Genomic DNA, 21,331 nt, shown 5'->3' with positions numbered 1-21,331 from the left:
TCAGGCAATAATAATTATCTTTAAAGATTATCAGAGCTAGAGCGCAGCAACGGCTCACATACGAGATCACTAGTTACAAAAGTAGTTATTCAAAGGCAGGCCTCAAATTGCTTTTTGTATAACTTATTCAATCGCTTGTTATACTTTATGCCTTGCTTTACTGAATATCCATTACGCATTTTTTTTTGTATTTTGGTGATTTTGTTATTAACTTTTTCACATTTTTCTTTCTTTGTATTGGAAGAGGCTTGCACTATCCCTGTATGCCAAAACAATAGCACAGAAAGATATGATATAAGTAGGGTGTGATTTGTCATGTTCAAACTCCTGATGAGGGACAGAAGTCACTGTAATTAGGGGTGAAAGCGAAAAATATACACAGATGGAAGGTTTTGAATATCCATCAAAGAAAAAGGAAGTGATGGATATAAAGGTTACATAAAACTAATAAGCCCTCCGGAAGGAGGGCTTATGAATTCATTCGCAAGCTGTTTATGCCGTTTCAGCAAAAAGTAACTCAAGATCGTAATTCTCACGGCTTAGTGTATTTTTAAGTTTCTTCAATGAGCTGACTTGTAACTGACGAATACGTTCACGTGTTAGGCCAACTTCGTCAGCAACTTGCTGAAGCGTTTGAGCCTCGTAACCCAGCAGGCCAAATCGGCGGCACAAGATTTCGCGATCCCGTTTGTTTAAACTCTCAAGCATGCTAATGGCAAGGTTACTGATATCTTGGCGGTCGAGTTCGTTTTCAGGCTTTTCGCCTTCACTATCGGCAATAAAAGCAGAAATAGTTTGTGAGCCTGAATCGTCTGTGATCTGCTGATCAATAGAAACAACCGGTGCATCGTAAGCAAGAACGTTTGAGATATCTTCTACTGAGCGCTCTAGTTTAGCAGCAATTTCTTCTTGGCTTGGCTCTTGGTTTGTACTTTTCATTAGCTGCTTATGAGTTCTCAGGATGGTATTGATCTCTTTTGACACATGTACTGGCAGCCTGATCGTACGTGCTTGGTTATGGATAGAGCGTTCAATGGTCTGTTTGATCCACCATGTCGCATAGGTTGAGAATCTAAAGCCACGTTCTGGGTCAAATTTTTCAACAGCAGTAATTAATCCGATATTTCCTTCATCTATTAAGTCGCTGAGAGACATACCACTGTTACGGTACTTCTTGGCAATACTAACAACTAAGCGCAGGTTACTTTCAATCATGGTTGCCTTGGCTAACTTATCTCCACGTAAGCACTTTCTGCTATAGAGAACTTCTTCCTCTTTTGACAACAACGGTTTGTGCGCGATTTCTTGCAGATACAGATGAATAACATCAGCATCAAAGCTATTTGAATCTTGTGATTTGATATCCATATCTTACCCCTAACAATGACAACCCAATAAATGTTATATGTTTGTTTTATTTTTTAACATGTTCACATTATCATGAACCGTATGCATATGCTATTGAGGTATTGTCGTTTTTTATATAAAAGCAAGAATGTGTTGCAAAGTGATGTTGACAAAGTCCTTTGAATTGACAAAAAAATGATAGGTGGATAATACTTTCAATCAGCAACTACATATCAGAACATGTGCTCACTATTGTCTATTTAATCAGTATGTTGTGCACATATAACTGACCCTAACAGCTCTGTATTCATCAAAAATTTCGTAAAAAAGATTATATAAGGTTTTCTTATCATTAATGGAGAGTTGTGCGATGAAACTCAAAACGAACCTTGTCTCTGGTGTTGTTTTAACAAAGGAAGAACATCAATTTAAAATGTTACTGCTAAAAAGAGTTGGTGAAGGGTACTGGTGTAATGTCGCTGGTAAAATTGAGGATGGTGAGCTCGCATGGCATGCATTCCTACGTGAACTAAAGGAAGAAACTCAACTATCTTCAACTCAGTTATATAATGCGGATTATTTACAGCAGTTTTATTTCCCTCAAACCGATCAAATCTTCATCACTACCGGGTTTGTGGTCTATTGTGACCCAGACAGAAAAGTCATATTGAACCACGAACACACTGACTACCGTTGGTGTTCATTAGAAGAAGCAATGCAATTAGTCCCATTTCCTAATCAGAGGAAATTTTACCAGCATGTTTGGCAGCACTTCATTTATCAATCACCATCGTCACATTTACGCATTCAGGTGAATGATCTTTAATGCTTGGGGAAGTCACTAAGTGGCTTGTCAGTCATCGGTGCAAGTCGAAGTCCAGGGAATGATTTTCAAACGTTCGAATGGAATAGGGTTACCAGATTTATCACTTATGCCATATGTGCCATGTTCCATATGGGATAAGGCTTTCTCTATTAGTACTAGCGTTTCAGTATACTGTTCCACAAGGCCCATAGCTCTGTCGGCTTCTTCTCGTATATTAGCCGCTTCGGCAACGTCCGTGACCGAGCAGTCTTCTTTTTTTGCAATGAGATGGCTTAGCTTGGTGATTTCATCTCGGAAGTGCTCTCGCTTAAGTAATAGTTCGCTATGAAGCAGTTCGATCTTTGCGTCGTCCAGATCGGAGTCCGGATGATAGGTAATGGTCATAAGCTTCTCCAAGTAAGGACACAAGTCATAAGTATAGAGTGCTTCTCGCTGACAGAAAATCGTAGCTTAAACTTGAAACAAAAAAAGGCAGCCAAAGCTACCTTTATCAAATCACCGAATAGTAATAATTATGCTTTCTTAAGATCACGAGCAGGGTAAGTCAGTGCCATACCATCGACTTTAACGTGAACCCAAAAGCCGCCACTGCTTAGACCAGCAACAACCATCTCACCCAGATCAACACCTTTAGTCGCTACAACACGATCGTCTACTGAAAACATTTATAACACCTTGTTTATTAACAATTAGATTAGAATTATCTATGGCGCTATTAAAGCAGAGTTATCAGTCTTCGACTAATCGAGTTTCTGCTTGGGACGATAAAGGTTTTTGATGAATAAGGTTAGAAGGAGTGGAGATTTTCAATACTACAAATACACTTTTCGGTAGCACTTATTTTATCTTTTTTAGCCAGAGCACGGTAAGTTCGCAAACTTTCGCTTCAAAATTAACCTTCTAATGGTCATATTAAAGTACTAAAAGTCACTTACACATATCATGAATGACTCGTACGTATCGTATAGCCGGTCTTCAACTTCTTCGACTTCTGATTGTTTATTCAATATTGTGCTAGTTTCTTTTGCGTTATGTGTTCCCAACATTGGGGTATCAATCATTACATTAATTTTATCGCTCTCAACGTTGGTACTTAGTCGTGCTGTAATCCTCTGAATACCCGAATTCAAAAGTACGTCGGTCTGAAACGTTAATGCCCAGGATTGCGCTTCTTCTGATATATAGATGAATTGCTGTTCAGCAGAAGGAACAGAGAAAAGCTCCTTCGCACAAATCTTAGAAGCTTCATAGGCTGTATAGGAATCACCAATTATCGTTTTTGATATAGGTGTAAATTGTAATGTTTGTGTGCTCGCACCGACATTTCCTGAAAGTGCTGAAACAAGGACAGACGCGATGATGTACTTTTTCATTGTTTGCCTTAATAGTAAAACGGACTTGCATTTCCCTGTGTGATTGAAGGGGTATGCGTCACCAACTTGGTCTAATGCTCTGTAAGGTTCTGAATACTATCATTAAAGCCTACGGCCAGGTATCAACCAGGATTAGTCATGGGTTGGTGATCACATCATATATTTCCTTTCCTTATTAAGTAGATGTGTTGATTGGCTTGTTGGATATGGTTCGCCAGGAAAAAGGCTAGGGGGCTTGGATGGATGTTTACCAAACAATGCTTGTTGCTGCAGCTACGGGGTGCTTTTCTGCTTCTGGGGCTGGAATCGCGATGAAGACTAATATCGTGTGGATTAAAAAAACGCTTGAACATCTTGATAAGCGTATTTCTAAGTTTGAATAGATAAACACAGCGCAGCAAAGAATGTTACCTATTTATTTTTAAGTGAATAAATAAGAAAACCACCAAAAATCATATTGCAGCATAGCGTGTAGTTGCATATTGTTTGTTATCACTTTAAATTCACATGGAGTACAGAAATGAAACGGATCGTCATCATTACGCTAGCTGTATTGGCATTAGCTGGTTGTAATCAACAAGCTAATGTTCAAGTTGACCAATCAAAGTTATGTGCTTTTAGTACTGATGTTGAGGCTAAAGCGTGTAAAGCTGGTGAATTAGCTTGGTTCAGACCAAGCACGTGGGGCAATGAACAGTTACCCCTTAACGTTGCAGCGGCATATTGTGACTTTAATTACGACGTAATGTACAACAACGCTGGTGTTTTATGTGTATTTACAGACAAGCGTTTGTCGATGTTAAATTAAATTCATGTATAGAAGAGCCCGCAATTGAACTGACCCCCAATAGTTGGACACCAATTATTGGGGGTCTTTTTATGTGCAAGTATAGCCGCGAGCTAAAATGTATCATTGCTAAACAATGCTTAGATGGCGCGTCATCTCGCTATTTAGCAAAACAATATTCAACCTCTTCGAGACAGATACGGTATTGGGTTCAAGTCTTTGCCATCCATGGTGCAGGTTCATTTTTACCAACTAAGCATGCTGCTACTGCTCAGACAAAACGAAAAGCATTAAATTTAATGTGGACGAATGATTGGTCTCTCACGCACACTAGCGCAGTATTAAACCTCTCGTCCCCTGGGATACTCTCTGTCTGGCTCAAAAGATTTAATGAGCTCGGTATCAAAGGGCTCCAAATGCGCCAGAAAGGAAGACCCTCAATGAAACAGCAACCTCAACGTACCACTAAGCCTGATAATGAAATGACACTTGAGGAGCTAAAAGAGGAGTTGGTCTACTTACGAACCGAGAATGCCGTTCTAAAAAAGTTGGAAGAGTTGGAGCAGGAAAAAAACCGTCGAACAAAGAAAAAGCGGTCATAGCTCTAACTCTTAAAGGCAAGTACCCGTTGAAGCACTTACTGCACACTCTACAGCTGGCAAAAAGTGTCTTTTATTATCAGGCTCAAACGAGTAAGCGCCCAAATAGCTACGAACGTGAGCTGCGGTTGATAAAGTCAATTTATCATGAACATAAGGGTCGATACGGCTACCGCCGTATTCACTTGGAACTAAAAAATCAGGGGTTCGTGCTTAATCACAAAACGGTTCAAAGGCTTATGGCTCAGCTCAACCTTAAATCGACGGTCAGGATTAAAAAGTATCGTTCATACCGAGGAGAGTCTGGAAAAGCTGCTCCCAACGTGCTTGAAAGAGATTTTAGTGCGACTCAACCCGATGAAAAGTGGGTAACTGATGTCACGGAGTTCAAAGTCAAAGAGCAGAAAGTGTACTTGTCTCCCGTTGTCGACTTGTTTACTCAGGAAGTGGTTGCTTATAGAGGGGCCAAAAATGCCTGCTTGCCGCTTGTCACGGATATGCTGACGGAGGCTATATCAAAGCTTAAACCCAACTCAAAGCCAATTATACATAGCGATCAAGGTTGGCAATATCGCCATCGACAGTATCAGAAAAAGGTAGCGGAGGGTGGGTTAACGCAAAGCATGTCGAGAAAAGGTAACTGCTTGGATAATGCTGTTGCTGAAAACTTTTTTGCTTTACTCAAAACAGAGATGTATCACAACCAAAGCTTTGAAGATGCAGATGCTCTGATAGAGCAAATTAAAGAATACATAGAGTACTACAATACGAAACGTATAAAAGTGAAACTAAAAGGCCTGACTCCGATAGAATATCGAACTCAGGCCTTGAAAGCCGCTTAACAGAAATGTCCAACTTTACGGGGTCACTTCAAATCGCGGGCTTTTTTACGTCTGATCAAAGGCTAGGGAGCGGATGCTTGCTTCTTAGCATCTACTTTTTCTTAACTCTATGGTGGGCTTTATTTTTTCCTTTGGTGATCGTTTCTTCCCGAGGTTGCTTCAAACGTCGGCCACCACGGAACGGCAATGGTGTGACAACGTTGGTTCGCACGGGAACATAATCCAATTTATACATTCGGCTTAACGCATGGTAGCGATCATAACGAATGGCCCAAGTTTCGATATTAAAATCATTCAAGACCCGATCAAATTGGGTCAAACGTTCAGTGTGCGGATCACGTTTACTGACGTGGAAGGCTGCGTGGCGATCAATGTAGAATGCGATAGGCTTGCCATGTTGCTCAAGGTACTCACGGGTTGCAGACATATAATCGAAGGCCGACTCGGTTTCGCTGAAGCGCAGGTTCATCAAGAAGCCAGTGGCATCATCGATGTAAACCAGCAAACAGCATTTTGGACTGCGGCCTTCAAATCAGTCATGGTGGGAGCCGTCAATTTGAATCAGTTCACCCAGGCAATCACGGCGGTGGCGAGGCTGATAGACACGTGCTCTGCGCTTGGTATGAGGAACTCAGAGTCCATCGGCGATCATCCATTGGCGCAAGGTTTAAACAGAGACATGAATACCATGAAGTTCTATCAGTTTTTCATGAGCCAACGTCGGGCCGAAATCTTCGTATTGCCGATGGAGCAAGGCCAGCGTCTGTAATTTTAATTTATTATCATGGCGAAGATTGCCAGGCTGACCACGTTTTAAAGAAACCAAACCAGCAGCACCAAATTCGATGAAGCGTTCGACCAAGCGATAAACTTGACGAGAACTCAGCTTAAGTAAGCGGGCGGCATCGACACCAGAGATCCGTTTGTCACAGATGTCTTGGATTAGTTTGATTCTCAGTAATTCATTGTTAGTCATGGTCAATATCAAACACGGCAAAGAAAGCGTGTTTTGAAGCTAGAGCAACATGACATTTCAATCTGGCTCAAACCTGACATTTCTAATTAGATCTTACACCCTCTGTTTATCCCACTTTAAAATGTCTGCCTGTTTTCCCAGATTAAACTGTCTCTCTTTAAGCTAGTTCATCCTGCAGCTGAGTGGCTGCAGAGTAGGGATGTCATGGCTTTTTCCTGTTGCTGGCTTTGAACTGTTCCGGATGGATTAATACCGGGTTGATGCCTTCGAGCTGGCGGATGGCTCTTTGCTGGGCTGTACGTTTGGGGGCTCTCTTACTGCGGGTACGTTTCTGCTGCTGCTCGAATTCCTGCTGTTTATCCTGGGCGAATTTGAGTACCGCCCCCAGGCGCTTGTTATCGACTATCTGGCCTTGGTCTACAGCTTCCAGCTTATCGAAGATTTTAAAGCCCAGCTTCCGGTGCCCATACTGGATGGCGATGGTGCCGTCAGGCCGGTCGAGCACCTTGACCATCTGATTGACGAGCCGCTGGTTTTCTTCTGTGGGGTCAATGAGATAGAGAACCTTATCATATTGAAACGTCAGCGATTTAGTGAGCTTACGCAGTTCTTGCCAGGCAAAGATATCATCGAGCTCTTCGATAGACTCCCGTACTGGCCGGTGCATGTCCTTGGGAAACCTTGGCGGTTTGGCAAAGCGGCGGTTGAAATCGGCGATGAAGTCGGGGAGCCATGCGTTAGCTTGTTCAATCTTATCAATACCTTGCAGTCGCATTTCCTTGACTAAGCGATCCTGTAACGTTTTATTCGCGCGTTCAACACGGCCCTTGGCTTGTGAGCTGTTGGCACAGATCAGTTCGATGTTGAGATCACTCAGTACACGACCAAACTGGGTCAAGCGCTCGGTGTGGGCATCGCGCTTGCTGACATGGAAGACCGCATGCCGGTCACTATAGAATGCGGTGGGTTTGCCGTGCTGTTCAAGGTATTCGCGGGTAGCCACCATATAATCGAAGGCTGACTCGGTTTCACTGAAGCGCAGGTTCATCAAGCGGCCGGTGGCATCATCGATGTAAACCAGAAGACAACACTTGGGGCTGCGGCCTTCAAACCAGTCATGGTGGGATCCGTCAATTTGAACCAGTTCACCCAGGCAATCACGCCGGTGGCGAGGCTGATAAACGCGAGGCTTGCGCTTGGCATGGGGAACCCAGAGGCCATCAGCGATCATCCATTGGCGCAGAGTCTCCAATGAGACGGAAAGACCATGACGCTCGGTGAGTTTTTCGTGCGCTAGCGTTGGCCCAAAGTCAGAGTAATTTTGATCGAGCAAAGTTAAACAACGATAGCGAATGCTGTCGTTGATTTTATTCGAAGAAGGTTTGCCTCGGCGTTGATGGACAAGGCCTGCGGCACCTGATTCACGAAAACGTGTCACTAATCGTTGTACTTGGCGAACACTGAGAGAAAGGATACGAGCAGCATCGGAACGACGAATGCGTTGCTCGCAAACATCGCGGATAGCACTCAGGCGTAAAATCTCTTTATCATTCATAGTTACCAACATCGTTAAGTTCATCTCACACAGACCAGACAGAGTCTGATCAACATAGGAAAAACAGGACATTTTCACTTTGTAGAAAAGAGACATTTTAGCTTTGTGGCTACACCCTCGGTGCGCATTATGTATAGTAAGGTTAAGTTGCTAAACACAAAAAAGCTTAAATATTTTCATCTAAAACACTGATAACGCGAGGGTTTTCGTATTTGTCTTTTAATAATCCATAAACGACATTTTGATCGTCGATTTCTAGTAAGTCAGCGATTTTAAAAGCAATTTCCCATTCCATTGTATTTTTACGTTTCATCCAGTTACTAACTCGAGCTGTACTTACGCCCAATTTCTTCGCAAGTTGGTAGTCTGAGCCCAGTTTATACCTAGCTTTTACCATGTTGAGCAATTCAATTGTGTAAGTCATAAGTTAGCCGTTCCTAAGTCCCTGTTTGTTAAATAATAGGCGATCATATTGCGTCTTTACATAGCAAGCGGCATCTTGCTCACAAGAAAACTCTTGCTAATAATACTCATGCAGCTATGCAAAAACTTGCTTATGGGGATATTAGCAAATGGATACTTCAAAATTAACAACTCGCAACCCAATACATCGACCCTGTCCAGATATGGCTGGGTGTTCTGACCCAAAACCTGAGTTAACCCAAAAATCACTCGATACCGTTCGTCAACTTCGTGAGAAGTTTGGTTTCAAAACCACCAAGCAACGTGCTAAGGAACATAGTCAGTACCTCAAGGAATTAGCCATTTATCAATATAACCGTGATTTGATGGCAGGAGGTGCACGATGATAAGCAAAGCAAAAGCGAGCAAAATTTGCTGCCAGCTATTGAAGACGGCTCGTAAACAATCAGGTATGACTCAACGTGAGTTTATCCAGCATTACAAACTCAAAATTAAACAAGGGACTTATTCTCGTTGGGAAAGTGGTACTTATAAAATCCCTGCTTATGTCCTGTTACGTGTTGGGGCTATTCAACCCGTGGATATGAGTGATGGGGGTGCAAAATGAATGTTCATAAAGAACTATATAAATTGTTCTATCAGGCCGAGCGCATCAGTAAAGCAAAATTTTTTGGGAGATATCACGGGTATAAATGCCCTCTTGATTCTTCTCAGGATGCGATACGAATGGCCTACCGTTATGGGCTTGACGGCATTGATATCGATGATTTGTTTAAAGCTCAAGCCGCTGCAACTACTGTGATGGTCCGTCGTAGAAAGCCAGAGTTTCAGCAGTCGGAAAGATTACTAGATGCTATTGCTAAGCGTGAGGAGGTTTTAGCATGAAACCTATTAGCCTAGAGAATGCCGTCATACTGGATACTGAAACGACAGGCTTAAACGACTTTGCCGAAATCGTTGAAATATCAGTAATGGAAGCTAAAACGGGTAAGCCATTATTAGACACCTTGGTAATGCCGGCCCAGCTTGTTCCCGGTGAAGCAATGGCAATTCATGGGATCACTAATCGCATGTTAGTGGGGTCCTCTACATTCCCGGTAATCTACAAGCAACTGGCCCACGAGTTAAAAGGTCGTGATGTTCTGATATACAACGCTGCTTTTGATGTGCGTTTGATTCGTCAAAGCCTCAAACGTTATGGCATTGATTTTCTCCCATTCAAAACGCAATGCGTAATGGAGTGGTATGCAGAGTTCTTTGGGGAGTGGAATGAACACCACGGCAACTTCAAATGGCAAAGCCTGACAAACGCCGCAATTCAGCAAGGCATTGATATTTCGGACTTGAAAGCCCACCGAGCAATGGCCGATTGTGAAATTACGCGCAGATTGATACTTGCAGTTAATGAGCAGCTCGGAGGCAACCATGACTAATTTAAACCTTATCCCTAAGCAAGCAACCAAAGCCCCTTCGGGGGCGGCGGTTTCTTCTATGCCATTACACGAAATTACTATTCCATTGGATAAGCCCGTAACCGCCGATTTCATGGCGAAACACGCATTGGTTGAATGGCAGCACTCCATGAAAATGGTGAAGCACCATCAAAGAATGGGTGATAAGGAAGGTTCAGCGTTCTTTCTCAATGATGCCGCTGAGTTTCGCCGTATTTATGTTTCGTTTCGGCGGGCAGTGATAGAAATGGGAGGGCTTTGATGCTCCCCATTAATGATCTCCTGTATGTGGCTGGCGCCGTCCAGCCACAGGACAGAACCCAAAATAATATCGCCAGCCATGAAGCTGGTTTTTTTGGTTCCAATTCTGCTGATTGGTTAAAACACGAGCAGCAAAAACTCAATCAATTCGCTCAATTTCACTATGTGAAAACCAAAGGTCTTGCCGAGCAAGGCCGTGAATTAGTCGCTAAACATGCCCGCGAAGCGGCGGCACGAAGTGACGGAGACAATAGGCTTGTCCAAGGGCGCAAAAGTCCGACACATCAGAAAGTGGTTAATTTATCCAGCCGTGTGGGCAGGCTACGCAAGTCACAGCGCCGTGATATCGAATTGGACAGCACCGAGTCTCACTACAACCATGATCGCCTGTATGATCTCCCTGATGCGCCTGCTGACAAGCGGTTATCGACCGTTCGACTCATGCACCGGGAATGGTCGGGCAGTTTCCGCATTTTGCACCATACCCAAACCCGTCCGGGTGATGCGCCAGACCCACAAAGCGGGGAGCGCTATACCGAGAAGCTAACCCAACGCGCAGTAACCAAAATTTTCGAGTCGGGCGCGTATGTTGCGGCATGTGAAGAGGGCTTTACCACCTTTCTAACCCTGACTTTTACCACTGAGCAGCGCAACGCCATCTTTGGAGGTGACACCACGCTAGGCCGTGAAGTGTCCCGTTTTCTTGATGGCATCAAAAAGATGTTCCAGCGAGGTTGGCACGGCATTGATGCCGATGGCGAACCGTTTGAACTTGAGGGTATTGCCGAGCCATTTCATTACATCTGGGTAGCCGAGTGTCCGGCCAATGATGATGGTGAACCCAATCCGCATGTTCACCTGATCATGAATTGGAAAGTAGATAAGCAATATTTTCGCGCCTGGTCTGAACGATTGGAAAACATTTGGGGTAATGGGTTCGCCCATTTGGAGAGAATCCGCCAGCCGAAAGCGGCAGGTTCATACATCATTAAAGCCGTTGGCTATGCCGCCAAAGGTGAGAACGCCGACCAAGGCTTAATCAAAGGCAACCGCTATAACATTGCCCGTTGTAGCCGTGCCCCCGGTTGGGATTGTTTGGCCAATTTCGAAGCCCACAACATGGCCGCGATCATCAAAGAATGTGGCTATCGGCTGGAGCACTGGAAAAAGCCATTACAGCGCAGCCTTTACCGATTGGATAAGCAAAAAGAACGCGCCATTAAGGCCAAAGCTATAGCGAAAAAAGCGCAACGACCCAAGGCCGCAATCCAAAAGCTTACCGCCTTAATCTCACGGCTTGAAGGCCAACAACAAGCCATCAATAACCAAATCAAAGAACGCGGCATTCATGCCAGCACTAAGAACCGGTTCTGTTTGTCTTTTGAAGGCGAACAGGCCGAAAACAAAGTCTATGACTTTCTGCTTTGGGCCGCAGGGGCCCGAGGATGGTCCATGCAATCCAAAGATGATGATCCCGACTATCAGAAAAATGTTTCCGAAGCCCGAGCAATCGCCCAACGAGAGTACAGCCAACAGTACCAACGCTTTTTGCTCAAGCAGGCTTATTGGAAATCTGTCTTGAATGACCCGCTTGCTCCAAACAGGGAAGAGCCTACCGAACTCGATGTATCAGCCGCCAAAGCTGATCTCGAATGGTACCAAAACCAGCAACTAGCCGCGTAAAGGACGCTATCAAATGGAAGAACTGAATCAAATCACCGACCAGCTCAAAGGCGAAGTAAACAAGGCTTCGAAAAACCCGTTCGCCAGCAAAATCATGTCACCACTTCGCTTGGTGTTGGTTTGGATGCAAGGCGTAAACAACAAACTCATGGAATTAGAGCAAAGGGGGAAACATGGCTGAATCAATGCCCGTTCGTGCGTCGGCAAACAAAGTCGAAGGGGTTAATCGGTGTGAGTGCGGCAATGTCCGCACCATCCACAGGGCAAGGGGCAAACGCTCCAAGTATCTATATGCGATTTGTGACGACTGTGGTACCAACCAACAAACTGGTACATTCTGGCAGTCACGCTTTGAGCAGCATTACCCAAGTATTGAAGCACTGCACCAAGCCGAACAAGCCCCGCCAATAGTGGAATCGGTATCCGAACCCGAGCCGAATGTTGAACCGGAACAAACCGAGCTTGATACCGAACTAACTAACGAAAGCGCGGAAGTAGAAACCAAAACTAAACCGCAGCCAAGCCAAACAAAAACCGAACATGAAACCCAAACGGATGCGAAGCCGTCCGGCTGGAAGTCCGTCATAGCAGGTGTTGTGCTTGGCGCTTTAACTGGCGGCATGATTGCCCGCTTTTAACCGAAACTAACCAAGAGAATGAGTATGGATACTGAAAACCTAGCCGCCAATGATGACGAACTGAATACTGATTTAGGGCTGGAAAGCCACAACGAGCAAGACGAGAAAGATTTCATCAACAGCCTAGAAGACTTTGATCCAGCCGTTGCCGATACCAAAGTGCAGCAACAAGAGATAGAAACCCAAGCCGCTGGCGCGATGGTGTTTGTAGGCTTGATGACTATCGAGCAGACCATGAAAACCATGGTGCACCATAACTTTGAATTTGATCCACAACAAGCTGAAAACGTAGCACAAAAAATAGCACCGCTTATCGTGAAATACGGCGGTAATCCGCCACCATGGTTAGCTAAGTACATGGATGAAATCATGGCTGTCGCTGCGATTGGGATGCTGGGGCTTTCAAGCTATATGCAGGTGCGAAACCTCAAGATTAAAGATATCGAACTGGCTAAAAAGGCCAAGCAGGCCGCCAATGATGATAACCAGCAGGAGGCCGCTTGAAACTACAACCTATCAACCAAAACAATGCCCTGAGTAATCATCATGTCTATGTGGTTGGTATGTCTGGCTGCGGGAAGACTTCCGCAGCCAAAAAGCTGTTTATCAAACCCACCGACCAAGTCGCTATCTTTGATCCACTTGGTGACTATGAAGGTAAATTGGCAGGTCGCCAGGTTCGCAGCTATGCCAGTTTAAAAGCCTTTGCTGCCGCCTTGATTGCAGGGCGTAAGACCAACCAAGGCTTTAAGATTGCCTACTATCCAAACCATGAAACCACCGAAGAAGATTTCGACAAATTCTGCATGGTGGTGTGGGGCATGGGGAACGGCAAGCACGAGAAACCATTAAAGGTGATCTGTGAAGAAGTGGCCGAGCATACCAGCACCGCAGGCAAGGCCACGGGGTATCACGGCAAAATATTGAGGCTAGGGCGCAAGTTCGGCCTGCACTCCATCAACATGTTCCAGCGTGGGCAGGAAGTATCGAAAACCATCATTGATAACTGCCAGTTCGCGTGTGTCATGATGCAAAAGGCTGATGATAGTGCGCGGTACTTGCAGCAGAAGACGGGTATACCGGCTAGTGAAATTGCTCAATTGAATAAACTGGAGTATGTACTGCAAAATGGTAAGAAATGGAATACTGGAAATATTTCTTGGGGTAAATATAAAGGTGATCCTTAGTAATCACCTTTAACAATTAAGAAAAAATCATAAAAGATCTTTAGAACGAGCAAGATAATTTCGATTAGTTAATTCTGACTTTAGAAAGTCATCATCAAGAAGCTCAAGAAACTTTTTACACTTAATAATACTATCAAGTTTAAAGCTTAATCCACTTTCAGAGGGCTTAAGATACTGCGAGTAATAATCATTATTGGTTGCAAAGTTAACTATCTTTTCATTAGAGATTTTTTCTTTTATTACTGCGGAGTTCTTATATGCTTTTACCAACTTTCTTGCAAAAGAATCTTCTTTTGAAATTCGGTCATTAAATTTTGTCATGTCTTCAACTAAACCTAATGTCTCGATCTCACCTGAGTATTTTTCAGCACGAGTTCTAATGACTTTTTTAAAGTGAAGCTGACTTTCAAGCGCATTTACATTTTCAACCAAATAATGTTTCCCTAGTTGCATGAAAACAAACTTTGTTGTCAGTTTTAACACATCTTGTTCTAACTCAACAATTCTAGTCTTATGTGTAGTTATATTAAGAACACCTTTATCAGGGCCTAATAGTGAAACAGGAAAAACATGTTGAAAGAAAGCAACTGATTTATTTTTAGAGCTTGATGTGAGTAGTACAATTACAGCATCAATATTATCCAGCTTATCATTCTTCACTTGATACAAAGGAACTTGGTCAGTTGCTTTCAAATTAAGCACGTCAGATGTTAGCTTAAATTGAAGAGGCATTTCCTTAAGTTCAAAGTCATACTTATAAAGTGCATTCTTACGCTCATCATAATTTGATAATTTTGGTAAGCTGAAATTATCATTTTCTGTGTATTTTAAACGTAGGTCTTTGCAGAAACTTGTTCTAAAATCGGCAAGAAGCTTACTATTAATATCTGAGTTAAAAATCTTATTTGTTTTATCGACAAAATAGACAGATATTCCATCACAACTATCTACAAAATCAACAAACCATTTATTAAAATTAGTAGTCATTACTGCTTAACACTCTTTTTTATAAAGAATACATTTTTGGATATAAGTTTGTATTTTACTACATCATTTGCAACGATATTATCTTTGGATATCAGTATTACTGAATCATAAATTCCATTATTATCTGCTAGCGTTGCTTTATATAGTTTAAACCCTAATACAGAAAGAGTTGGGTTAGCATAGTATTTATCTGTTTTGATAAACATTACACCAATTATTATCAATAGGACTGTATATGCTAACAGTCGTCTAGGATCATCAAATGTAAACCCAAAAAATGGGATAATATATGTAGCTAAAAATGTTAAATGTTCATAGTCCTCACTTTGTATATTTTGGACACGAATAACTTGTTCACCGCCGCCGCTAAGTAGATAGTCAAACTCATGTTTTATATACCAACTTATTAACATTAACACTAACATCAATAGAGGTATTTTATTGGAGGTAATTAGATTTAATAAATATTGTTTCAAATATGTATAGAACACGTTCAAGTTAAAAGTATCATTTACATAATAACTCTCATATTTGAAGTCGGGGATCTTAACTGTCATGATGAAGACTATAAGAAACAGCAAAGCTAATGACAGGATATATAGCTTAACTTTAAAAATATTATTAATCATAAGTTAATCTCAAAGATTAAAATATAGCATCTTGTCGACATACCTTGTCCTCTCTCCCTGAATGTGCAGTGCCTCGAATAGCTGACCTAGATGTCAATAATATCAGGCTGATAAGGCATTATCGAGATAAATCACTTCAAATCAAGAGTAGTCGCTCTATTACTAATCAATATGAATATTAAATTGATTTAAGTCACATAAATCAATACGTAACAACCTATAGCATTAGCGTGCTTTTTTGTGCTTGCCTTAAAACCAAATCACTTGCTTTCCTGATGGGGAACTTTTGTTAACCAACAGAGAGCAAACATCATGAGTGCAAAAACTAAGGGCTATGTGATCACTGGCGTGATCGCGTTAATGGTCGCTGGAGCGGTTGTCTGGGCATCGAATAACGTTGATGCCGTCGAAGACGCGATCGGATAAGGGGAGCATTATGGAATTAGTGCAAACCCCATTCGCACCACGTCCCAAAGAGCTAGACCCGGTTGAGGGTGTAGGCTGGGGCAACCGTGCGTCACTGCGTTTGGTATCAGGCCCGACATATCACAGCATTGAATTGGTAACGAATATTACCGATCCAAAAGACATCGAACGTGTCGAAGTGTCGTTGAATGGTTCGGCTAAAATCAATGTCACTGGCGAAACACTCGTCAAACTGCAAGCCCACCGCAAGAACTACGCCCAAGACGGCCGCTATGTCATTTCCTTTGGTGATGCCACGCTGCGCACCAAAATTGGTGTACGCCAAACCGACCTTGTCACCTTGGGTGGGGAGATCTGGTTTGTGTATATCACCCTCAAGTCAAAACCAGCCGGAACGACTGCACCAAGTATCCGAGCTCGTGCCCATGTGCTGCCAGCACAATCGGTGCGTTACTACATGCCGCGCATTTACGAGCTAACTTGGTTTGCTTCGGCAACAGGCCGCACGCCGTTTGATTTTTCCGAACGCAGTCCAGCACTGAACCTCAAGCGTATCCATTTCCTTGATAAGTCCGTTGATCGCGTTCGTGTACTTCGTGACAGTTTCGAAGAAATGAACATCACCAAAGAAGATAACGCTTATGACTTGGCACAAGCCAAGAAAGAGCAAAACCCTGAGTGGTTCAGCCTCGATTTCATCCGTTATGGATTTGGTGCAGATGGCATGTTGAATACAGCCGCTCGTAGCCAACTCGCGTTTGAGCTAGATAAGTCAGAAGTGGGTAGCGTACCGGTGATTATCGAAGCCGTTGAACAGGTGAACGCATTGCCGTCCAAGGGCTAAGGAGGCGCTATGAGTCTACTTGATTCCGTAGGTGAAACACTGGGTGGAATTTGGGATACCGCCAGTGATGGTGGTGAAGCCTGGTTAAATTCTTGGTTCGATAACGAGGCAGAAAAAGTGGCCTCGGCTGCACCGGAAGAAAACCGCACACCGCAACACCAAGAGCCAGCAAAACAGCCGACAGGTCAGCCGATTTATACCATGGCCCCGAACAACACCGCCATGATGTTGATGGGTGGCGGTATGGTGGTTTTGGCCTTGGTTGTCCTGCTTAGGGGGAAATAATGCCATTACTATTTTGGCCGCTACTGGCGGGCACCGTTGGTTTTGCCACTGGCATGTTTACCAGCGAAAAAGTCGGGCGAACAGTGCGCATTCTGGCGGCAGTGATTATGGGGCTATGGCTCTATGACATTGTGACAGGGAAGAAAGCATGATGAATATTCCCGGTTTGACCAACTCCGGCTCTATGCCAATTAATGCGGGCGGCGGTGCGGCAGGTCCATCGGGTGTGCATAGCCAAAATGATTCGGCTTTGCGTGTCGGTGGGATCAGTATGGGCGGCAGTTCGCTGCCCAACTGGTTGCTTGTTGTTATGGGGGCTGCTGCCTTGTGGTTTCTAATTAAAGGAGGCCGGTGATGCACTTTCGGTTAATTCGTCCATCGGCACCAGATTTCCATAACCACTTGGAACAAATCAAACCCGCGTTTGCGGGGTCTGATCTCCCCAAAGCGGAGTTTGATGAAGTGAAATCAATGGTCTGTGCCAAGGAAGCGAGTTTCTATCTACTGACTGGCAAAGGGATCAAATTGTGGTTTATCAGCCGCATTCAAGACAACCGCTATCACATCATTGCGATGACCGGGAAAGGCATGGTTGATGCCGCAAACCATATTATCGAGCGCGTTGCTGATTGTGGCTATTCGGCCATTTCCTATCATACCTACCGCAAAGGGATGCGCCGTATTTTGGGGGCATTTGGTTTCAAGCAGGTAGAGCAAATTAGGGAGTTCAACGACACCAAGGAAACTGTCCATCAACTAGATATTGAGGGATCACAAGATGGGTAAAGCTTCAAAAAGTAGTGCTAACAAAGTACCTGCGGCGAAAAAGCCAACAAACAAAGCACCAAGACCAACAGCCAAAGCACCTACTAGTGGCAGCAGTGCTGAACGTCGATCTCGAAGAGCACGTAAGCAGCCATCACGCGTTACCGCTCGGCCTACACAAAACGGTAAAGGGCGTCGTCCAACTTTAGCTGAAAATTTCCGGGGTAAATCTGGCGGTAGAGCGAGCAGCGGCGCAAAAAGTGCACAAGGTAACTTGGCAAGGCGTGAAGGTGTTTCGGAGTTACGCACAACTAGCCAAAGTAAAGCTAGTCGTTTACGGAGGTCTTAATGGGTAAGGGAGGAAGAAGTTCCAGCTCAAGCACAACCACTAACACCAATACCAGCGGCCAGAATGCGATTGATGGCGATAACCTTGGCGTATCAATTGCGGGCGTTAACGATTCGAGTGTCCATGTGACCATGACCGATCACGGGGCGATGCAAAGAGCATCTGATTTATCAGAGTTGGCATTGCTCAGCAATGCTGATGTGACTGAAGAAGCGCTTTGGAGCATGGCTGATGTCACCGAAGCCGCATTGGCAATGGGGGAAAGCTCGGTCAGTGAAGCGATGGATTTTGGTCGAGATTCATTGGAGGGCGCTTTTCAGTTTGGTAGTGATGCCATGTTGCTTAATGCCGAAGTAAGCAGTAATGCAATTGACGAAGTCAGTCAGGCCCACCATGAAAACCTGCAAATGATCGCTGGGCTAGCTGGAAACCAAGCTGCTCAAAACACTGAGAATTTGGCGGCGCTCAAAGATTTAGCCGGGATGAAATCCGATGGCGGGCAGGTGTCAACCAGTCGGCAAATGACCATTGTCGTCGGTTTGGTAATGACATTCATGGCGATCATGATGCTTGGGGGTAAACGATGAATTTTTATCAGTTGATGCAACCGCGCCAACGTTCGCAATTCCATGCCGTCGGTGAATTTCTCTATGTCGAATCGTGCCCCGAGAGTGTCAATATCACCACGGAGCGAGGTGATTACCGACTCGAAACAGGGGCGCAAATTCTCGACCCAGACTTAACCGGACGTATAACCGTAGAGAACATGGGGGAAGCGGGCGAGGTCAACATCATTTGCGGTTACGGCCAATATATCCCGCCGACAGATGGGCAGGAGGTCGCTGTAACCCACATGCCAGCAGTGACCCTGTCACCTAACCAGCAGGTGAATATCGGTCAGTTACCACAAGTAGCCTTGGTCGATGGGCAGGCAGTAGTCGTATCGCATTTACCGAAGGTACAACTTGAGGCAAATCAGTCTGTCGGTGTCAGCCAGCTACCAAAGGTACAGCTAGAACCCAATCAGCCCGTGACCGTGTCACAACTGCCAGCGGTGTCTTTATCTGAAGGGCAACAAGTTGCGATAACAGAATTGCCACGGGTGAAATTTGAGAGTGGTCAGGCAGTTAGAGTCTATGCAACGACACCACTTTTAACCAAACCCGTGGGTGGTGACGGCATTTTAGCTCGCAAACTAACCATTGAGAGTGGTATTTCATCAGTTAATGCGGATACGTCACGCTGTCACATTTTAATGAAAGCGGACTCAGCAAACACTCAACCGGTAGTTATTAATGAGGGTTGGGAATTGGCCGCAGGCGAACAACTAAAACTTGAAACCACCGCCGCCTTGAGCTTTTCAGGCATCGACGGTGACACCATCCAAATTATTGAGGTCACACGATGACAGACAAAACATTACGGGAGAGTTTGCCCGTAGGCAGTCCACGAAACAAAGTTGAATTTTTGGCTGATGCAATGGAAGCCGCGCAGATTGAACTCATGGCGTTAATCAAAGACGCTTTAAATAATCAGAATGGAAATAGCGAAACCATACCTACGGGGAACCTACTCGTAAACAGTGATTTTACCCAGTCTGCAAACTGGTTGGCAGGTCAGGGAGATACTTGGATTGGTAACATGTCGCGCTTTACCAATACTGACCCCGAAAGTTGTGTCTTGTCGGAAGGAACGGCTATGCCGATGCCATTTGGTTGGTGTGCTGAAGTTAATATACATACTGGGCAATCATCAGCATCTTGCGGCGGAAAGGTTATGACCGCTGGCGGTGAAGTGGCTGACTATAACTTTAATGAACGCGCAAACTGTGCCTTTTTACTCAATGGCTACAGCTGTGATGCAATCATGTATCAGCCGTTTGATATGCCCTGTATTTCTAGCATCGGTATGGAGATCCCGCAGAAAAAAGCCATGGTTTCGGTCTATTACCGTGGGTTTGCTAAAGGCAAAACAGCGCGGTTCGGTATTTTAGAGCTGGATGATGATTATCACTACGTCCGTATCGTTGCCGAAAAGCTTGTCGAAGAAGAGAGCAACGAATCACGACTTATCAAGCAGTTCATCCATGGTGTCGAATTACAGGCCGGGAAAAAGTACGCCTACTTCATTGAGGTAGAAAAACTGAATGGTTTGGGTAACTCAGTTAATGAGACCGGGGTATTTATCAACCCGGAGAAAACTGACCGTGTACCAGCACTGAACCCGAACCGTTCACTGGTGCATCAGTATGGGCAACTTGCGACATTCCCCAAAGCAGATCTGAATACAGGAAAAGCCGTAACAAGTCCGATTCTGCCAATGCCATGTGGGATTGGGCGTCACTTGCTTCTACAAAATGTTGATTCAAGTTTAAGGGCAAGCCTAAGTCCAATGTCAGCCAGCATGGACGGTCACACGATTACATTAACCACTACAGGCAATGTGAATGAAGATACCGTTAACGTGCGGTATTACTACTCACATATCCCAATGAAATTGAAGTTCTACTCATGAAATGGCTGATAGCACTTGCCATGGTGCTGTTATGGCTTAACAGCCGCAAAGCGCTGGTTATTTCTGATAACCAGCCAAGCCAACCCACCAATAACACAGGGATGAATGAAGATATGACAACCGGAATGCCACGGGGTATCCGCAATAACAACCCGTTGAATATCGAATACAGCAAGCACAACAACTGGCGCGGCCAAGTGTCTAGCGATGGCCGATTTGTGATTTTTGAAGATGATAAATGGGGTTTCCGTGCTGCGACCCGTATCTTGCGCAGCTACCAGAAACGCGGGATCACCACCATTAACGAGATCATTCATACGTTCGCGCCAAGCCATGAAAACGACAGTGATCATTACGCCAACATGGTGGCGACTTGGACGGGTTACGACAAGTACCAGGCACTTGATGCGACCAACGATAATACCGCCGCCGTACTCATTCAGGCCATGGCCCGAATGGAAGTCGGCCGCCAATATCCAATCAACCACGTAATGAAAGGAGTCGCACTGGCATGACAACAAAGAAAGCCGCTACTTCGGTAGCAATCAGTGTTGCAGGCGTGATTATCGGCGCATACACACTCA

Annotated in this window: 34 protein-coding genes and 1 pseudogene; 25 read left to right on the top strand and 10 right to left on the bottom strand. The window is 44.4% G+C overall.

From position 1 onward, the window contains the following. Nucleotides 1–89: 89 nt before the first annotated feature. Both ACVA58_RS17470 and rpoS read right to left on the bottom strand, forming a co-directional pair. Nucleotides 90–317, bottom strand: coding sequence for a hypothetical protein (locus ACVA58_RS17470; protein ID WP_446511648.1), 228 nt, complete (start codon nt 315–317; stop codon nt 90–92). Nucleotides 318–492: 175 nt separating this feature from the next. Further along, nucleotides 493–1,368, bottom strand: coding sequence for an RNA polymerase sigma factor RpoS (gene rpoS / locus ACVA58_RS17465; RefSeq protein WP_446511647.1), 876 nt, complete (start codon nt 1,366–1,368; stop codon nt 493–495). A 349-nt stretch (nt 1,369–1,717) separates the two neighbouring features. Here rpoS and ACVA58_RS17460 point away from each other — a divergent pair, with 349 nt between their 5' ends. Then, nucleotides 1,718–2,173 (top strand): NUDIX hydrolase, encoded by a 456-nt coding sequence (locus ACVA58_RS17460; protein WP_446511646.1) that lies wholly within the window; start codon nt 1,718–1,720, stop codon nt 2,171–2,173. Nucleotides 2,174–2,200: 27 nt separating this feature from the next. On the opposite strand, the gene ACVA58_RS17455 is transcribed toward ACVA58_RS17460, so the two are convergent. The 3 genes from ACVA58_RS17455 to ACVA58_RS17445 form a co-directional block, all read right to left on the bottom strand. Next, nucleotides 2,201–2,557, bottom strand: a complete 357-nt coding sequence (locus tag ACVA58_RS17455; RefSeq protein WP_446511645.1) for a TraR/DksA family transcriptional regulator — start codon at nt 2,555–2,557, stop codon at nt 2,201–2,203. A 128-nt stretch (nt 2,558–2,685) separates the two neighbouring features. Then, a complete protein-coding gene (locus ACVA58_RS17450) occupies nt 2,686–2,838 on the bottom strand; it encodes a hypothetical protein (protein WP_446511644.1) in 153 nt (50 codons plus the stop codon). 255 nt (nt 2,839–3,093) lie between these two features. After that, nucleotides 3,094–3,546, bottom strand: coding sequence for a hypothetical protein (locus ACVA58_RS17445; protein WP_446511643.1), 453 nt, complete (start codon nt 3,544–3,546; stop codon nt 3,094–3,096). A 239-nt stretch (nt 3,547–3,785) separates the two neighbouring features. Here ACVA58_RS17445 and ACVA58_RS17440 point away from each other — a divergent pair, with 239 nt between their 5' ends. The 4 genes from ACVA58_RS17440 to ACVA58_RS17425 all read left to right on the top strand — a co-directional run bounded on the left by ACVA58_RS17440 (nt 3,786) and on the right by ACVA58_RS17425 (nt 5,774). Further along, nucleotides 3,786–3,929, top strand: coding sequence for a hypothetical protein (locus ACVA58_RS17440; RefSeq protein WP_446511642.1), 144 nt, complete (start codon nt 3,786–3,788; stop codon nt 3,927–3,929). A 137-nt stretch (nt 3,930–4,066) separates the two neighbouring features. Next, nucleotides 4,067–4,354 carry a lipoprotein gene (locus ACVA58_RS17435; RefSeq protein WP_446511641.1) on the top strand — a complete coding sequence of 96 codons (288 nt, stop codon included), beginning with the start codon at nt 4,067–4,069 and terminating at the stop codon, nt 4,352–4,354. 71 nt (nt 4,355–4,425) lie between these two features. Further along, the gene (locus ACVA58_RS17430; RefSeq protein ID WP_446511718.1) at nt 4,426–4,935 is read left to right on the top strand and encodes a helix-turn-helix domain-containing protein; all 510 of its coding nucleotides are present in this window, start codon (nt 4,426–4,428) and stop codon (nt 4,933–4,935) included. After that, on the top strand, nt 4,932–5,774 hold the full coding sequence (locus ACVA58_RS17425; protein WP_446511717.1) for an IS3 family transposase: 843 nt from the start codon (nt 4,932–4,934) through the stop codon (nt 5,772–5,774). Before ACVA58_RS17430 ends, ACVA58_RS17425 begins: the two co-directional genes overlap by 4 nt. Nucleotides 5,775–6,051: 277 nt before the next feature. On the opposite strand, the pseudogene ACVA58_RS17420 reads toward ACVA58_RS17425, so the two are convergent. The 3 genes and pseudogenes from ACVA58_RS17420 to ACVA58_RS17410 form a co-directional block, all read right to left on the bottom strand. Then, nucleotides 6,052–6,750 (bottom strand): annotated as a pseudogene (locus ACVA58_RS17420) (ISNCY family transposase); the annotation flags it as partial. A 202-nt stretch (nt 6,751–6,952) separates the two neighbouring features. After that, complete coding sequence (locus ACVA58_RS17415; RefSeq protein WP_446511716.1) at nt 6,953–8,305, bottom strand: ISNCY family transposase; 1,353 nt, start codon at nt 8,303–8,305, stop codon at nt 6,953–6,955. A 166-nt stretch (nt 8,306–8,471) separates the two neighbouring features. Beyond that, nucleotides 8,472–8,729: a helix-turn-helix domain-containing protein gene (locus ACVA58_RS17410; RefSeq protein ID WP_446511640.1), complete on the bottom strand. Its 258-nt coding sequence runs from the start codon at nt 8,727–8,729 to the stop codon at nt 8,472–8,474. A gap of 148 nt (nt 8,730–8,877) precedes the next feature. On the opposite strand from ACVA58_RS17410, the gene ACVA58_RS17405 reads away from it, so the two are divergent. The 10 genes from ACVA58_RS17405 to ACVA58_RS17360 are packed head-to-tail and all read left to right on the top strand — an operon-like array spanning nt 8,878 to nt 13,948. After that, nucleotides 8,878–9,114, top strand: a complete 237-nt coding sequence (locus tag ACVA58_RS17405) for a hypothetical protein (protein WP_446511639.1) — start codon at nt 8,878–8,880, stop codon at nt 9,112–9,114. Next, nucleotides 9,111–9,335, top strand: a complete 225-nt coding sequence (locus ACVA58_RS17400) for a helix-turn-helix domain-containing protein (RefSeq protein ID WP_446511638.1) — start codon at nt 9,111–9,113, stop codon at nt 9,333–9,335. The genes ACVA58_RS17405 and ACVA58_RS17400 overlap by 4 nt, the downstream gene beginning before the upstream one ends. Continuing rightward, nucleotides 9,332–9,613, top strand: a complete 282-nt coding sequence (locus tag ACVA58_RS17395) for a hypothetical protein (RefSeq protein ID WP_446511637.1) — start codon at nt 9,332–9,334, stop codon at nt 9,611–9,613. The genes ACVA58_RS17400 and ACVA58_RS17395 overlap by 4 nt, the downstream gene beginning before the upstream one ends. Continuing rightward, nucleotides 9,610–10,161, top strand: a complete 552-nt coding sequence (locus ACVA58_RS17390) for a 3'-5' exonuclease (RefSeq protein ID WP_446511636.1) — start codon at nt 9,610–9,612, stop codon at nt 10,159–10,161. Before ACVA58_RS17395 ends, ACVA58_RS17390 begins: the two co-directional genes overlap by 4 nt. Further along, nucleotides 10,154–10,441 (top strand): hypothetical protein, encoded by a 288-nt coding sequence (locus ACVA58_RS17385; protein ID WP_446511635.1) that lies wholly within the window; start codon nt 10,154–10,156, stop codon nt 10,439–10,441. Before ACVA58_RS17390 ends, ACVA58_RS17385 begins: the two co-directional genes overlap by 8 nt. Further along, the gene (locus ACVA58_RS17380; RefSeq protein ID WP_446511634.1) at nt 10,441–12,123 is read left to right on the top strand and encodes a rolling circle replication-associated protein; all 1,683 of its coding nucleotides are present in this window, start codon (nt 10,441–10,443) and stop codon (nt 12,121–12,123) included. Before ACVA58_RS17385 ends, ACVA58_RS17380 begins: the two co-directional genes overlap by 1 nt. 13 nt (nt 12,124–12,136) lie before the next feature. After that, the gene (locus tag ACVA58_RS17375; protein ID WP_446511633.1) at nt 12,137–12,304 is read left to right on the top strand and encodes a hypothetical protein; all 168 of its coding nucleotides are present in this window, start codon (nt 12,137–12,139) and stop codon (nt 12,302–12,304) included. Then, nucleotides 12,297–12,761 (top strand): hypothetical protein, encoded by a 465-nt coding sequence (locus tag ACVA58_RS17370; RefSeq protein WP_446511632.1) that lies wholly within the window; start codon nt 12,297–12,299, stop codon nt 12,759–12,761. Before ACVA58_RS17375 ends, ACVA58_RS17370 begins: the two co-directional genes overlap by 8 nt. Before the next feature lie 24 nt (nt 12,762–12,785). Then, the gene (locus ACVA58_RS17365) at nt 12,786–13,265 is read left to right on the top strand and encodes a hypothetical protein (protein WP_446511631.1); all 480 of its coding nucleotides are present in this window, start codon (nt 12,786–12,788) and stop codon (nt 13,263–13,265) included. A gap of 59 nt (nt 13,266–13,324) precedes the next feature. Beyond that, complete coding sequence (locus ACVA58_RS17360; RefSeq protein ID WP_446511715.1) at nt 13,325–13,948, top strand: ATP-binding protein; 624 nt, start codon at nt 13,325–13,327, stop codon at nt 13,946–13,948. 27 nt (nt 13,949–13,975) lie between these two features. On the opposite strand, the gene kwaB is transcribed toward ACVA58_RS17360, so the two are convergent. Then, entirely contained in the window at nt 13,976–14,935 is a 960-nt protein-coding gene (kwaB, locus tag ACVA58_RS17355) for an anti-phage protein KwaB (RefSeq protein WP_446511630.1), read from the bottom strand. After that, complete coding sequence (kwaA, locus tag ACVA58_RS17350; RefSeq protein ID WP_446511629.1) at nt 14,935–15,564, bottom strand: anti-phage protein KwaA; 630 nt, start codon at nt 15,562–15,564, stop codon at nt 14,935–14,937. The genes kwaB and kwaA overlap by 1 nt, the downstream gene beginning before the upstream one ends. Before the next feature lie 436 nt (nt 15,565–16,000). Here kwaA and ACVA58_RS17345 point away from each other — a divergent pair, with 436 nt between their 5' ends. The 10 genes from ACVA58_RS17345 to ACVA58_RS17300 are packed head-to-tail and all read left to right on the top strand — an operon-like array spanning nt 16,001 to nt 21,262. Further along, entirely contained in the window at nt 16,001–16,834 is an 834-nt protein-coding gene (locus ACVA58_RS17345) for a major capsid protein P2 (protein WP_446511628.1), read from the top strand. A 9-nt stretch (nt 16,835–16,843) separates the two neighbouring features. Next, nucleotides 16,844–17,119 carry a hypothetical protein gene (locus tag ACVA58_RS17340; RefSeq protein ID WP_446511627.1) on the top strand — a complete coding sequence of 92 codons (276 nt, stop codon included), beginning with the start codon at nt 16,844–16,846 and terminating at the stop codon, nt 17,117–17,119. Next, nucleotides 17,119–17,271, top strand: a complete 153-nt coding sequence (locus ACVA58_RS17335) for a hypothetical protein (RefSeq protein WP_446511626.1) — start codon at nt 17,119–17,121, stop codon at nt 17,269–17,271. Before ACVA58_RS17340 ends, ACVA58_RS17335 begins: the two co-directional genes overlap by 1 nt. Then, nucleotides 17,268–17,474, top strand: a complete 207-nt coding sequence (locus ACVA58_RS17330; protein WP_446511625.1) for a hypothetical protein — start codon at nt 17,268–17,270, stop codon at nt 17,472–17,474. Before ACVA58_RS17335 ends, ACVA58_RS17330 begins: the two co-directional genes overlap by 4 nt. Next, nucleotides 17,474–17,905 carry a hypothetical protein gene (locus ACVA58_RS17325; protein WP_446511624.1) on the top strand — a complete coding sequence of 144 codons (432 nt, stop codon included), beginning with the start codon at nt 17,474–17,476 and terminating at the stop codon, nt 17,903–17,905. The genes ACVA58_RS17330 and ACVA58_RS17325 overlap by 1 nt, the downstream gene beginning before the upstream one ends. Next, a complete protein-coding gene (locus ACVA58_RS17320) occupies nt 17,898–18,233 on the top strand; it encodes a hypothetical protein (protein WP_446511623.1) in 336 nt (111 codons plus the stop codon). The genes ACVA58_RS17325 and ACVA58_RS17320 overlap by 8 nt, the downstream gene beginning before the upstream one ends. Beyond that, a complete protein-coding gene (locus ACVA58_RS17315; RefSeq protein WP_446511622.1) occupies nt 18,233–18,820 on the top strand; it encodes a chemotaxis protein in 588 nt (195 codons plus the stop codon). The genes ACVA58_RS17320 and ACVA58_RS17315 overlap by 1 nt, the downstream gene beginning before the upstream one ends. Beyond that, nucleotides 18,817–19,641 (top strand): hypothetical protein, encoded by an 825-nt coding sequence (locus ACVA58_RS17310; protein WP_446511621.1) that lies wholly within the window; start codon nt 18,817–18,819, stop codon nt 19,639–19,641. The genes ACVA58_RS17315 and ACVA58_RS17310 overlap by 4 nt, the downstream gene beginning before the upstream one ends. Then, nucleotides 19,638–20,747: a hypothetical protein gene (locus ACVA58_RS17305; RefSeq protein ID WP_446511620.1), complete on the top strand. Its 1,110-nt coding sequence runs from the start codon at nt 19,638–19,640 to the stop codon at nt 20,745–20,747. Before ACVA58_RS17310 ends, ACVA58_RS17305 begins: the two co-directional genes overlap by 4 nt. Next, complete coding sequence (locus ACVA58_RS17300) at nt 20,744–21,262, top strand: virion protein (RefSeq protein WP_446511619.1); 519 nt, start codon at nt 20,744–20,746, stop codon at nt 21,260–21,262. Before ACVA58_RS17305 ends, ACVA58_RS17300 begins: the two co-directional genes overlap by 4 nt. The last annotated feature ends 69 nt before the right edge of the window (nt 21,263–21,331 follow it).

This window comes from Photobacterium sp. DNB22_13_2 (assembly GCF_052873915.1).
The sequence above is the reverse complement of the archived record's forward strand: the minus strand, read 5'-3'. Positions and strand labels throughout refer to the sequence as shown.

What these genes read in the sequence shown, in the direction of transcription:
- ACVA58_RS17440 (WP_446511642.1), top strand. Translation starts at nt 3,786, where the DNA reads ATGGATGTTTACCAAACAATGCTTGTTGCTGCAGCTACGGGGTGCTTT.
- ACVA58_RS17410 (WP_446511640.1), bottom strand. Translation starts at nt 8,729, where the DNA reads ATGACTTACACAATTGAATTGCTCAACATGGTAAAAGCTAGGTATAAA.
- ACVA58_RS17470 (WP_446511648.1), bottom strand. Translation starts at nt 317, where the DNA reads ATGACAAATCACACCCTACTTATATCATATCTTTCTGTGCTATTGTTT.
- ACVA58_RS17330 (WP_446511625.1), top strand. Translation starts at nt 17,268, where the DNA reads ATGATGAATATTCCCGGTTTGACCAACTCCGGCTCTATGCCAATTAAT.
- ACVA58_RS17450 (WP_446511644.1), bottom strand. Translation starts at nt 2,838, where the DNA reads ATGTTTTCAGTAGACGATCGTGTTGTAGCGACTAAAGGTGTTGATCTG.
- kwaA (WP_446511629.1), bottom strand. Translation starts at nt 15,564, where the DNA reads ATGATTAATAATATTTTTAAAGTTAAGCTATATATCCTGTCATTAGCT.
- ACVA58_RS17315 (WP_446511622.1), top strand. Translation starts at nt 18,233, where the DNA reads ATGGGTAAGGGAGGAAGAAGTTCCAGCTCAAGCACAACCACTAACACC.
- ACVA58_RS17345 (WP_446511628.1), top strand. Translation starts at nt 16,001, where the DNA reads ATGGAATTAGTGCAAACCCCATTCGCACCACGTCCCAAAGAGCTAGAC.
- ACVA58_RS17415 (WP_446511716.1), bottom strand. Translation starts at nt 8,305, where the DNA reads ATGAATGATAAAGAGATTTTACGCCTGAGTGCTATCCGCGATGTTTGC.
- ACVA58_RS17360 (WP_446511715.1), top strand. Translation starts at nt 13,325, where the DNA reads ATGTCTGGCTGCGGGAAGACTTCCGCAGCCAAAAAGCTGTTTATCAAA.
- ACVA58_RS17395 (WP_446511637.1), top strand. Translation starts at nt 9,332, where the DNA reads ATGAATGTTCATAAAGAACTATATAAATTGTTCTATCAGGCCGAGCGC.
- ACVA58_RS17445 (WP_446511643.1), bottom strand. Translation starts at nt 3,546, where the DNA reads ATGAAAAAGTACATCATCGCGTCTGTCCTTGTTTCAGCACTTTCAGGA.
- ACVA58_RS17335 (WP_446511626.1), top strand. Translation starts at nt 17,119, where the DNA reads ATGCCATTACTATTTTGGCCGCTACTGGCGGGCACCGTTGGTTTTGCC.
- ACVA58_RS17435 (WP_446511641.1), top strand. Translation starts at nt 4,067, where the DNA reads ATGAAACGGATCGTCATCATTACGCTAGCTGTATTGGCATTAGCTGGT.
- ACVA58_RS17430 (WP_446511718.1), top strand. Translation starts at nt 4,426, where the DNA reads ATGTGCAAGTATAGCCGCGAGCTAAAATGTATCATTGCTAAACAATGC.
- ACVA58_RS17405 (WP_446511639.1), top strand. Translation starts at nt 8,878, where the DNA reads ATGGATACTTCAAAATTAACAACTCGCAACCCAATACATCGACCCTGT.
- ACVA58_RS17365 (WP_446511631.1), top strand. Translation starts at nt 12,786, where the DNA reads ATGGATACTGAAAACCTAGCCGCCAATGATGACGAACTGAATACTGAT.
- ACVA58_RS17300 (WP_446511619.1), top strand. Translation starts at nt 20,744, where the DNA reads ATGAAATGGCTGATAGCACTTGCCATGGTGCTGTTATGGCTTAACAGC.
- ACVA58_RS17310 (WP_446511621.1), top strand. Translation starts at nt 18,817, where the DNA reads ATGAATTTTTATCAGTTGATGCAACCGCGCCAACGTTCGCAATTCCAT.
- ACVA58_RS17380 (WP_446511634.1), top strand. Translation starts at nt 10,441, where the DNA reads ATGCTCCCCATTAATGATCTCCTGTATGTGGCTGGCGCCGTCCAGCCA.
- rpoS (WP_446511647.1), bottom strand. Translation starts at nt 1,368, where the DNA reads ATGGATATCAAATCACAAGATTCAAATAGCTTTGATGCTGATGTTATT.
- ACVA58_RS17305 (WP_446511620.1), top strand. Translation starts at nt 19,638, where the DNA reads ATGACAGACAAAACATTACGGGAGAGTTTGCCCGTAGGCAGTCCACGA.
- ACVA58_RS17375 (WP_446511633.1), top strand. Translation starts at nt 12,137, where the DNA reads ATGGAAGAACTGAATCAAATCACCGACCAGCTCAAAGGCGAAGTAAAC.
- ACVA58_RS17325 (WP_446511624.1), top strand. Translation starts at nt 17,474, where the DNA reads ATGCACTTTCGGTTAATTCGTCCATCGGCACCAGATTTCCATAACCAC.
- ACVA58_RS17385 (WP_446511635.1), top strand. Translation starts at nt 10,154, where the DNA reads ATGACTAATTTAAACCTTATCCCTAAGCAAGCAACCAAAGCCCCTTCG.
- kwaB (WP_446511630.1), bottom strand. Translation starts at nt 14,935, where the DNA reads ATGACTACTAATTTTAATAAATGGTTTGTTGATTTTGTAGATAGTTGT.
- ACVA58_RS17455 (WP_446511645.1), bottom strand. Translation starts at nt 2,557, where the DNA reads ATGACCATTACCTATCATCCGGACTCCGATCTGGACGACGCAAAGATC.
- ACVA58_RS17370 (WP_446511632.1), top strand. Translation starts at nt 12,297, where the DNA reads ATGGCTGAATCAATGCCCGTTCGTGCGTCGGCAAACAAAGTCGAAGGG.
- ACVA58_RS17340 (WP_446511627.1), top strand. Translation starts at nt 16,844, where the DNA reads ATGAGTCTACTTGATTCCGTAGGTGAAACACTGGGTGGAATTTGGGAT.
- ACVA58_RS17320 (WP_446511623.1), top strand. Translation starts at nt 17,898, where the DNA reads ATGGGTAAAGCTTCAAAAAGTAGTGCTAACAAAGTACCTGCGGCGAAA.
- ACVA58_RS17460 (WP_446511646.1), top strand. Translation starts at nt 1,718, where the DNA reads ATGAAACTCAAAACGAACCTTGTCTCTGGTGTTGTTTTAACAAAGGAA.
- ACVA58_RS17400 (WP_446511638.1), top strand. Translation starts at nt 9,111, where the DNA reads ATGATAAGCAAAGCAAAAGCGAGCAAAATTTGCTGCCAGCTATTGAAG.
- ACVA58_RS17390 (WP_446511636.1), top strand. Translation starts at nt 9,610, where the DNA reads ATGAAACCTATTAGCCTAGAGAATGCCGTCATACTGGATACTGAAACG.